We start from the raw sequence: 11,284 nt of genomic DNA, 5'->3' as shown, positions 1-11,284 counted from the left end.
AAAAGACTATTTATATATAGTTAAATTTGCATAGATAGCAATAATTTTTAAGGATTTCTAGTAGAATAATGAGGATAAAATGTTATTTGTTTATCCATAATTGGAAGATAGTATTTGTCTATAATTGATTGACTTAAAATTTACTTTAATGCTTTAATTCATATTGGTGTGATTGTATTAAATGGTAATTGATGTTGGTTTGATGTCCGAAAATATTTTCTAATTTAGGATACGATCAATAATAAAAGACGATAGAGGTTGGGATGATAGAAAAAATAGATAAAAAAATAGTAAATTTTTTCGTTGATAAAGGCTTTAAGTTTTCTGAGGGATTTCCTCTAGTTAGATCAAAAAATAAACATTCATATAATTTCTCTCCCATAATAAATTTATTAGAGAAATATATTAATAAAGATTCAAACAAGGAAGTATATATTCAAAATTGCTATAGAGATATTTATCCTCAACAACTATATAATCCTTTTGCTCAGACTGTTAATAGAGTAGTATCAATTCATTCATATAATGAAGAAACTACAATTTATGAACTGCAGAATTTAATAATAGAATTTTTAAGTGAAATGGAGATTGATCTGGAAAATGTATATTTTTTAGTTCCTGATTTAAGTGATTTTCACCAACATTTACATAGGGAGAAAAATATATTGTATTTAAGAAACAATAGTTCGAGATTGAAATGTAAATTGCCATTATACGGCGAACATTATTATTACAGAATTCTATATCACTATAACAACGGCATGATTACTCTAGCTAACTTTGTTTTAGTTAATTACAAATGTAATGGAAAGTTTTCAATAGATTCAGTGATATATTCAAATCGTTTGGAAATGATTATTAATAGAGACGATTCTGTTAAATATAATTTTTCGAAAGCTTTAATATCTCAAATAGATCTCTTATCGAAACCAAGTCAAAATTTAATTTTAGGAAATATGTTTGGGATAATGTGTTTTTTGAGCGAGAATGTAGGTATGTCTTCAAAATCTACTGGTTATATAGTAAAAAAATTATTTAAACAAATATTAGATGAATTATATACAAATTCAAAACTAGATCAATCATACATTAATTTAATTGTCGCAGAATTTAGGAAAGAATATCAAAACGATTTCTCAACAGCTGTGGAGAATTATATAAAAAATATTGTTAACAAAAAGTCAAAATATTTTAATAATACTTTGTTAACAAATAAGGAATATTTGGAAACAACAATGGGAATTTCTAAAAGAGTAATAGATTTTTGGTGTGGTAATCTGGATGATTTTCAAAATAAAAAATCTACAATAGCCTATCATTTTGATATAAAGGAGAATACAATTTTTGACCCCGTAGCTGATTTTAATCATTAAATAACTGAAAAGAACCGTTTAGGAGGATTACAATTGAAAAAAATTAAATTGATTTTTGATATTGATTTGAGACTAGTTTATGCGAAGAATTGTTCTTTAATAGGAAATATTGTTTTTAATACAATTTTAGAACTATGGCTGTTAGAAAAATACAATTCAGCAACAGTATTAAGTAATGCTGTTACCCTAAGCGGAATTACTGCGATTGTATGTAGTTTTATAGGAGGCTATCTTGCTGACAATAAATATTCAATTAGAATAATGATTTTGTTGAACTTGATTTCTGGAATTATTTGCGCCACTCCTTTGTTTTTTGGATACTCATTGCCTGTAATTTATTTGATGGTACTTCTATTAAACTTTTCATCAAACTTATCTTCTCCGATCTATAAAAAAATAATAGCATTTGTTTACAAAGGGAAACAGTTGCCACTCTATAATGAAATTATGGTTATTTCAAGTCAAATTTTATCCATAACTGTTGCACCAATTAGTACATTTTTTTTTAGTTTAAAGATTATAGACATACTGCCTGCTATATCAATTAACATGTTGAGTTTTTTTGTTACTGCATTTTTAATTAAATCATTGAATGTACAACATTTAGAGTCACAAAAAAGAAGTGTTGGATTCATAAAAGTTTTTAAAAAAATTATATTAAACAATGAATTTGGAAATAATGCAAAAAGAATATTTTTATCAAATTTTTGGTTAAATATTTTCTTTACTGGCTACAATATAATACTTATATATGTGTGTACGATGCTTTTAAATAGTAAAACATTATATAGTATCGTATTATTTTGTGAATCACTTGGTGGAATTATAGGAGGTTTTTCTTATATTTTATGGAAATTTGATAAAAAAATTCTAGTTGAACGAATATTATTGGTTATAGGTTCTATAGTTTTATATTTTTCAGTAGTACTTCAATTTAATAATGGAATACCAGTCTCTTCTCTTATTTTAGCTATTGCAATGACTAGATATGCAGTATCCAGTCAGAGTATTTTACAATTAGATGTAGAGAAGGAAAATATTGGAAAAGTATTTTCCCTTTTATATATTTTCTCAAATATAGCAATTCCAATAGGATCAGTATTTTTCGGTAAATTTTTAGACACTAACATAAGTATAGCAGTTCTCCTATTTACTTTGGGGGTATGTGCAACGAATATCGTTTGGAGAGTATACAAGAATGAGTAAAAATTTTTTTGGGATCTATGGATACGGAGTTTCAGGTCAAGCAGTTAGCAAGGTTCTTGAATATGAAGGAGAGGACTATGTGATTTTCGATAGTAATATACAGCTAAGCGTAATAGATAAAATAATATCTGAAAAAAATGATTTTATAAATTTACTACATAAATTTGATACGTTAATTGTTTCACCAGGTATTCCTGATAATGATGAGATTATTAAAACTGCAAGAAGGTTACATGTTAACATCATTTCAGAAATAGAATTTGCATATGCAAGATGTAAAGGAAAAATAATTGCGATAACTGGGACAAATGGGAAATCAAGTGCGACTACATTTATATATAAAATGTTGAAAAAGTCTGGTTTTAAAGTTTATAAATTAGGTAATATTGGTGTGCCATTTTCAAGCAAAATTTTAGAAATTACACATGATTCTTATGTTGTTTTAGAAGTGAGCCATGCACAATTAGCTAATATAAAAGATTTTAGAGCAGATATTTCTATTTTATTAAATATTAAGCCAGAACATAGAAACTGGGGAATTGATTTTAACAAATACAAAGAATATAAAATGAATATATTCAAAAATTTAAAAAAAACTGATTTGTTAATAGCTAATGATTTAGATTGTATAGTTAAAGGTTTAAGATATAATAATGAGTTTAGGTTACAGTATTTTTCTAATTTCATAATGAGTATTGATACGGAATTTAAAAACGGAAATATTTTTTTAAGAGAAACATATTTAAGTTCATTTGCTGTTAAACAAGAGTTAGGTATATCGGATGAGATTTTTCAGGCAACAATAAATGATTTTAAAGGATTAGAAGGTGCAATGGAGTTAGTTGAATGCTCGCTACCTATTAAGGTATTCTGTGATTCAAAAGCTACAAATCAATGGTCAACAATGTTTTGTTTAAAAAGAATAGAAACGAAAGTTCTATTGGTTTGTGGTGGTGCTAATGATAAGTTAGCAAACTACACACCACTTGCAAGAACTATTATGGAAAAAGGAATAAAAACATTTTTAATTGGAGAGACAGGACAAATTTTAAAGGAAATATTTCAAGAAAACAACTATCACCAATATGAATATTTTGGGAAAAAATTTTTAGACGCATTTGAAAAATGTTTAAACTTTTCAGTTCAAGAGGGATATAATGTTGTTTTTTCTCCTGGTGCAAATTCAAGAGACTTATTTTTAAATCATTTTGATAGAAGGAAAGTATTCATAGAATATGTCGAAGAATATAGTAATCGAAATAAATAGTAAATTTTTAAAACATAATTTGGACTATATTGTAAGGAATACCAACAAAAATATAATTGCTGTATTAAAAGCAAATGCATATGGACACGGTATCGCAGAAGTTTTTGAGTTGTTATTTGGTAATGGAATTAAGTATTTTGCTGTGTATTCGATGGATGAAGCATCGGAAATAAGAAGAATTTCCTCAAAAGCCAAAATTATAGTTTTAGATTCAGTAATTAATGATTTAACTTTGCGTGAGGCAATAAAATTGAATGTAGAACTAGTTTGTTCAGAAATAGAAAGTTTTAAAACAATTGAAAATTTTTGTAAAAAAAATGGATTGGTGAAATTTAACTTTCAAGTTGAATTTAATTTAGGCTTAAATAGACAAGGAATAACATATGATGAAAAATTGGTGAAGCAAATATTATCAAATGATTACTTCAATATAAATGGTGTATTTAGTCAAATTTCTGTAAATAACATTAATGAAGATGATCAACTTGTAAAAATATGGACTACGATAGTCAAACAATTTAAACAATCAAATGAAAAATGCATCTCACACATTATATGTTCAGCTACCTTTGATTATGTTAATAATAGTTTAGCTAGACTAGATACACATATTCGAATAGGTGATTTGATATATGGTTTCGGAAGACAATATATAAAACCGATAATTAATATTAGATCGTATATTTCTCATATTAACCATTTTACTAAAGGAGAAAAGTTGGGGTATGCTCAAAAGTATATTTTAGATTCAGACAAAAAAATTGCTAGTATACCTGTTGGTTTTTCTGATGGACTTCCAAGAGAAATTGTGAACCACTACTTTGTCTATGTTAAGGATAAAAGAGTAGCTATAATTGGAGAAATTTTTATGAATTGTATGTTAATTGATTGCACAGGAATAGATGATCTGAGTATTGGAGACGAAGTATATTTTATTTCACAGCAAACCCCAGAGGATGACCTTAGATATTTGTCTTCAATTCTGCATAAAAAAGGTAGTCTAATTACAACAGCATTAAGTTCAAAGATTCTACGGAGGATAGTTTAAAATAAACGATGACAAAAGCAGATACTTTAAAATATTTAGACAAACTTAATTTATCAGTAAAAATTCCTAAGTTTATTATCATTACAGTTAGTGATTGGAATAATAATAAAAAGAAGGTTATTGAAAAAATACTGAATGAAATACCATCCAAATTTTTAGCAATTAGATCAAGTACATTAGATGAAGATCAGAATGATAAATCAAATGCAGGTAAGTACGAGAGTTATATCAATATATACAATGACAGTTCAACGATTGTTAAGTATATTGAAAAAATTATAGATTCGTATAATGAATTTTTAGAAAATGTTGATGATCAGCAAATTTTAATTCAGGAGTGTATAAGACATGTCGACTGTTCAGGCGTAGCTTTTTCATTTGAACTAAATAAGAATGCCCCGTATTATCAAATTTGTATTGATAACACAGAGAAAACAGATACAGTTACTAGTGGAACAAGTAAAGATGAGAGTACAACTTACATATTTAGAGATACGCCACTGGAAAAAATTAATGATTATAGGATTTTGAAAATTGTTCAACTGATAAGAATTTTAGAAAAAGAATTGAATTATGATATAGATATAGAATTTGCCTTCAAAAAAGGTGTATTAGTTCTTTTTCAAGCAAGAAAGTTGTGTGTTAACAAAAATAAATCAGAAATTATACAAAAAGAGGTTGGAAAAGTAATTGCTACCCTCACTAAACAAATTAATAAATATTGGGAACGAGATTTAAATAACTATGGTAATGGTACAATACTAAGTAATATGACGGACTGGAATCCAGCAGAAATGCTTGGCCAACATCCCAGTATACTTTCTTATTCTCTATATGAAGATATAATTACTAAGGAAATATGGCGTACATCCAGAGAACAACTTGGATATAATAATCCAAAAGATTCTGGGCTTATGATTGAGTTGTTTGGACAACCATATATAAATGTACGGACTGACTTTAATTCTTATATTCCTGAAAATTTGCCTTCGAAATTAAAAGAAAAACTGGTCAATTATTATCTTGATACTCTGAATTTGGATTTACGGTTGCATGATAAGGTAGAGTTTGAAATTGTGCATACTTGTGTATCATTTGATGAAGCAGAAAAATTTCAAAAAATGAAAACCTATGGATTTACAAATCAAGAGTTGACGGCTATTAAAGAAAGTATTGTTGAAATTACTAATAAAATGATTTACAATTGGAATGTAGCATCTAGAGAAATGATAAAAAAGATTCAAGAACTTTCTTCTGAAAATACATCGAATCTACACGTGCTTTATAATAATTTGAAATATAAAGGAATGTTTCCATTTGCGTATATTGTAAGACAAAGTTTTGTGGGTTTGAAGCTACTTAAGAGTTTGAAAAAAGAAAATTATATTACTGAAGAAAGATACAATGAATTTATAAGCAGTATTCCAACAATATCAAAAGAATACAAGAAAGATTTTCTTGAAGCAATACAAGATGAAGCAAACAGGAATATATTTCTAAAAAAATATGGATTCTTAAGAAGTGGGAGCTATGATTTTCGAAATTTAAAATTAGAGGAATTTGTTGATTCGATTTTTAAAAATACTGATGATGTAATTAATTCTGAAAAAGATTTAAAAAACAGTATTTTTCATCTTAATATTTTTGAGAAAAGAAACATAAATGAAGCACTAAAAGAACATAAAATTACGGCTAATTTACAAGATTTCTTTAATTTCATTGCTGAGTCTATTAAACTTAGAGAACAGTTTAAGTTTGAATATAGTAAATCACTAAGTCGTTTTTTAGACTTAATTGAAAAAAATTTAGAGAATAAAAATGTTCAAAATGGATACTTATTAACAATTAATGAGATTTTTAAATTTTTAGATGGTAATCTTTCTTATAAAGAAATTTGTAATATAATAAAAAGACGTGAATATGAAAGCCATATTAATAATTATGTAATGTTACCAGATGTAATCACTCCATCAATTAATTTATATTGTATCAGTGTTAAAAAATCAAGTGCAAATTTTATTACTAATAGAATTGTAACTTCTGTAGTAAAAAGAATTGATCCAAATTTCAAAGAAATACCCTTTGATGAATTGAAGGGGAAAATAATTTTCATTGAAAATGCAGATCCTGGTTTTGAATGGTTATTTAGTTGTAAAATATCTGGATTAGTTACAAAATTTGGTGGTGCAGCATCACATATGGCAATTAGATGTTCAGAAAATGGAATACCTGCTGCTATAGGTGTCGGTGAACATCTTTATGACAAACTATCTCATAAGAAATATCTGTACTTAAATTGTTACGAAAAAATAATTGAAGGAGAATAAGTATGATTGCAATTTTGTGTCCAATAAGTGCAAAGAGCTTTAACTTTGAAGAATTTGTGAAAGAGTTCAGCAATCAAAAGATAGTTATATTTGTTAAAAAAGGTGCAATTTCTGATTTTTTAGCCATTTCAGATATGACATCATTTAAAATTGAATGTATTCCTAAGTGGGATGAAAAATTAATTTATAATACAATCATGGAATTTCATAAAAACTTTAGCATAAAATCACTAATTGCAATTGATGAACGAGACTTAGAAATTGCTGCTACAATTCGTTCTGAATTACAAATTGATGGGCTAACGATTCAAGAAACTTATTTTTTTAGAAACAAAAATTATATGAAACAGAGAGCAAAGAATTTAGGTATTTCTGTTCCTAACTTTTGTTTAACTCAAGATATAGAAGAAGCAGAGAAGTTTTTTTATGATAATAATGAAAAAATAATATTGAAGCCGGTAGATGGAATGGGTTCCATTGGTGTAATTAAAATTAAAAGTATTCAAAAATTGAAAGAGTATTTTAATAACCCTATCAAATCCTACCTACTTGAAGAATATATTACTGCAGATGTGTACCACATTGATGGATTTGTTTTAGATGGCAAATTACAATTTTGTATTCCATCCAAATATATAAAAAATTGTTTTGAATTTTTTTACAGTGGTAATGTTACAAGTATTCAATTGGATCAAAATAATGAAATTTTTACTCGCTTGGAAAGCTTTGCAAAACTATTGCTAGATAAAATTAATATACAGAAAAGTTATTTATTCCATTTGGAAGTTTTTGCTGATGAAATGGATATTAAACTTTGCGAAATAGCCGCCAGATTAGGAGGTGGAAGAATAAAAGAGGAGTTAACTCAAATGATCGGGATTGATCCAAATCATTTATTGGTATTGGAAAAAATCAATTTAGAAATGGCATCCCAAATAAAGCCTAGTTTTAAATATAATTATGGCTTTATTCTGCTAGCGCCTAAGAAAGGTGTTCTACTAAATATGTTAAAGAAAGACTGTATACCATGTGAAGATATCAAGATTTTTGGAAAAATTGGTACATATTATTCTGGGGCTGAGAATAGTATGCACTGTGTGGCTGCAATACTGGTAAAGGGATTAACGTATTTAGATTGTTATAAAAAGCTAAATACAATTGAAAAAATTGCAGATGTAGAGATTACCTATTCACTTGATTAACTTTTAATACTAGGAGAGTGAATAAAACCAAGATTCATACTTTTAGCGCTTATATTATTGGAGGAAATAATGGAAATATCAAATTGTATAAAAATATTGAAGAATGAAGATAATTTTAGAGAAATATATGTTAACTTAGTTGCATACTATGATCTACCTGACCAATATGATAGAACTATTTCTGGTTTATCGTATACTTCTCAAGATGTTAGTGAAGGAAATATATTTTTTTGTAAAGGAAATAATTTTAAACTAAGCTATTTAAATCAAGCTTTGGAAAAGAATATTTCTGCATATTTTACTGAAAGTATAGATGAATTTCCAGATACAACAGCTGTAGGAATTGTTGTAAACGATGTCAGAAAGGCAATGGCAGTCATTGCAGCGAATTACTATGATAATCCCCAAAATGATATAACATTAGTTACATTTGGTGGTACAAAAGGAAAAACTACTGCAGCATATATGTTAAAGAATATTTTAGATATCCATACAGATGGAAAGGCTGCTTTGATTTCCTCAGCAGATATTATCTTGGATGGTGTGACAAAAATTAAGGCATCACTTTCTACTCCAGAGTCGTTGGATTTATTTAAAATGTTACGAACTGCTGCTGACAATGGAATGGAATTTTTAGTTATGGAAACATCATCACAAGCTTTAAAGTTGGATAGGGTTTATGGCTTAGATTATGATGTTGCTGCTTTTTTGAATATTAGTCCGGATCATATTGGAGATATTGAGCATCCTAATTTTGAGGATTATTTCTATTTTAAGAGGAAGATGTTTAAACAGTCTAAAACTGTAATTCTCAATAGTGATTCTGATTATTATCAGCTGTTAGAAGAGGCTGCTAAAGATTGTACAGAAAAAATAATAACATTTGGTAATATAAAATCAAATAAAGAATGTGATTTTATATGGGAAAAAATTGGTGGCAATAGTTTTAAATTAACTTCTCCTTTTCAAGAGTACGGGGAATTCTTTGTTAATTTATTTGGAGATTATAATATAGAAAATGCAGTGGCTTCAATCTCTATAGCTTTACAATTTGGGGTTTCTATAAAAGATATAAAACGTGCGTTAAAGTCGATTGTGATTCCAGGAAGAATGGAGATGTTTAAAACAGAAGATGAGAAACTAGTTGTAATTGATTATGCGCATAATTACATTAGTTTAAAAAAAGTTTTATCAGAACTAAAAATAGTTTTTCCAGATAAAGAAATTAACGTATTGATTGGTAGTCCGGGTAATAAGGCACAGTCTAGAAGAAAAGATTTTGGAAAAGTGTTATCAAAGTTTGCTGATTATGTTGTTTTAACTGAGGATGATTCAAATTATGAAGAGACTGAAAAAATTATTAAAGAGATTGAAATTCATTTAGATGATGGTATTTCAAGAACGATAATTTCGAATCGAAAAGAAGCGATTAAATACATCATTAGTAATTCATCTCCAAATTCAATCATATTACTCGCTGGGAAAGGAGCAGATAAATTTCAGAAAAGAAAAGGAGTTCGTGAATTTTATGAAGGTGATTATCAAATTGCAAAAGAATATGTTGAAAGTTTAAAAAAATGAAGTATTTTGTTTATAAGTATAGTCCAAAAACTATTGGTGTTGAACCACATCAAAATTTAACGGTTATTGTTCCTAAAACTAAATTACAGGAGTACATTTCGTTGGGTTTTTCAATGAAAAATATTATAGTTTGTGAGCCGTACACAATAGCCAATATATTTTCTTCGTTGACAAAACAAAATTACTCTTCTGTTGAACATGTTTTTACATTAGATGAGAGTATGATATTTGATATAGAAGTTTTAAATAATTTTTTTACAAATGACTTACATAATTTGATGATTAATCTGTTGTTCAGAGATAAATTATTTATGAGACTGCGAGTTCATACTTTAGGAATTAAACAGCCTAAGTTTATGGGGGATCTAGTTTCTCCTATTATAACGAAACCTAGATTAGGTCAAGCTTCTCAAGGTATAAAAATTGTACAGGAAATAGAGTGTAATGATTCATTAATTTCAGAAGAAAAAATTAATTATGATCAAATGTTTACATGTGATGGTATTGTATGTAATGGAAAAATTGTAAAGTTTTACTCAAATAAATATGACTACTCTCCACTTGATTCTATAAATAATGGTTATATAGTCATATCGACAAATCCATTTTATTGGGAAGATTTTACAAAAATAGAGGAGTTATTTTGCTTAACTCAAGAAATTGTTGATGGTTTTGATAATTCTAAAAATTCCATATATCCATTTCATTTTGAATGGTTTTATGAATCAAAGGAAGAAAATTTTATTTTTTGTGAAGCTGCCAAGCGATTTGGAGGAGGTAGAATTCCAGAAATCATTGATTTTGCTTTCGGAGAAAAATTCACAAATATTTTTTGGTCTTTGATAAATGGATTGCCAGTTAAAGTGGAGTCCCTTACAAGGCCTAAAAAACATGGTACATCATTTATTAAGTTAAATGATGGTGAACCAGTAACGAAGTTTGATCATTCATATTTTAACTTTGAAAATAAAATAAAGTATGGAATTGCAATAGGAAAAAGTGCTACTACCTCAAAAGATGTTTCAGATTTTAAATTTTCATCAGTTTTTGTTTCATCCTCTGAAAGTGAGAAAATGAAGAGAGTTCAGCAACTTAAAAGATATTGCAAAATTGAATAAAAGGGAAATATTTGGAGTTATAAGGTAAAATGTAATGTAATACAATATAGATTTCTAATTAAGGTGGGTATGTAAATCATATAGGAATCATAAGCTTATAATCGAGGCATTAGGCACTGGAGACGCTATATTTAGTGATTTGTTTTGAGTGAAAGGAATTAA

Annotated in this window: 8 protein-coding genes; all 8 read left to right on the top strand. The window is 27.4% G+C overall.

Features of this window, described 5'->3' with window-relative positions; translation table 11 throughout:
- The first annotated feature begins 263 nt into the window (after positions 1-263).
- The 8 genes from EII37_RS06740 to EII37_RS06705 all read left to right on the top strand — a co-directional run bounded on the left by EII37_RS06740 (position 264) and on the right by EII37_RS06705 (position 11,122).
- A complete protein-coding gene (locus EII37_RS06740) occupies positions 264-1,373 on the top strand; it encodes a hypothetical protein (RefSeq protein ID WP_124788043.1) in 1,110 nt (369 codons plus the stop codon).
- A 33-nt stretch (positions 1,374-1,406) separates the two neighbouring features.
- Positions 1,407-2,579, top strand: a complete 1,173-nt coding sequence (locus EII37_RS06735; protein WP_185695966.1) for an MFS transporter — start codon at positions 1,407-1,409, stop codon at positions 2,577-2,579.
- On the top strand, positions 2,572-3,846 hold the full coding sequence (murD, locus tag EII37_RS06730) for a UDP-N-acetylmuramoyl-L-alanine--D-glutamate ligase (RefSeq protein WP_124788041.1): 1,275 nt from the start codon (positions 2,572-2,574) through the stop codon (positions 3,844-3,846). Before EII37_RS06735 ends, murD begins: the two co-directional genes overlap by 8 nt.
- Positions 3,815-4,894 carry an alanine racemase gene (gene alr / locus EII37_RS06725; protein ID WP_124788040.1) on the top strand — a complete coding sequence of 360 codons (1,080 nt, stop codon included), beginning with the start codon at positions 3,815-3,817 and terminating at the stop codon, positions 4,892-4,894. The genes murD and alr overlap by 32 nt, the downstream gene beginning before the upstream one ends.
- Positions 4,895-4,902: 8 nt before the next feature.
- Complete coding sequence (locus EII37_RS06720) at positions 4,903-7,221, top strand: PEP/pyruvate-binding domain-containing protein (protein ID WP_124788039.1); 2,319 nt, start codon at positions 4,903-4,905, stop codon at positions 7,219-7,221.
- Positions 7,222-7,223: 2 nt separating this feature from the next.
- Positions 7,224-8,423: an acetyl-CoA carboxylase biotin carboxylase subunit family protein gene (locus EII37_RS06715; protein ID WP_124788038.1), complete on the top strand. Its 1,200-nt coding sequence runs from the start codon at positions 7,224-7,226 to the stop codon at positions 8,421-8,423.
- A gap of 69 nt (positions 8,424-8,492) precedes the next feature.
- The gene (murE, locus tag EII37_RS06710; RefSeq protein WP_124788037.1) at positions 8,493-10,004 is read left to right on the top strand and encodes a UDP-N-acetylmuramyl-tripeptide synthetase; all 1,512 of its coding nucleotides are present in this window, start codon (positions 8,493-8,495) and stop codon (positions 10,002-10,004) included.
- The gene (locus EII37_RS06705; RefSeq protein ID WP_124788036.1) at positions 10,001-11,122 is read left to right on the top strand and encodes a hypothetical protein; all 1,122 of its coding nucleotides are present in this window, start codon (positions 10,001-10,003) and stop codon (positions 11,120-11,122) included. Before murE ends, EII37_RS06705 begins: the two co-directional genes overlap by 4 nt.
- Positions 11,123-11,284 lie beyond the last annotated feature (162 nt).

The sequence above is a fragment of the Streptococcus sp. OH4692_COT-348 genome, assembly GCF_003859975.1.
Taxonomy (GTDB): Bacteria; Bacillota; Bacilli; order Lactobacillales; family Streptococcaceae; genus Streptococcus.
This window is presented reverse-complemented; position numbering and strand designations above follow the sequence as displayed.

Bases quoted from the DNA above. Each gene is read 5' to 3' on its own strand.
- EII37_RS06715 (WP_124788038.1), top strand. From the start codon at position 7,224: ATGATTGCAATTTTGTGTCCAATAAGTGCAAAGAGCTTTAACTTTGAA.
- murD (WP_124788041.1), top strand. From the start codon at position 2,572: ATGAGTAAAAATTTTTTTGGGATCTATGGATACGGAGTTTCAGGTCAA.
- EII37_RS06740 (WP_124788043.1), top strand. From the start codon at position 264: ATGATAGAAAAAATAGATAAAAAAATAGTAAATTTTTTCGTTGATAAA.
- EII37_RS06720 (WP_124788039.1), top strand. From the start codon at position 4,903: ATGACAAAAGCAGATACTTTAAAATATTTAGACAAACTTAATTTATCA.
- alr (WP_124788040.1), top strand. From the start codon at position 3,815: ATGTCGAAGAATATAGTAATCGAAATAAATAGTAAATTTTTAAAACAT.
- murE (WP_124788037.1), top strand. From the start codon at position 8,493: ATGGAAATATCAAATTGTATAAAAATATTGAAGAATGAAGATAATTTT.
- EII37_RS06705 (WP_124788036.1), top strand. From the start codon at position 10,001: ATGAAGTATTTTGTTTATAAGTATAGTCCAAAAACTATTGGTGTTGAA.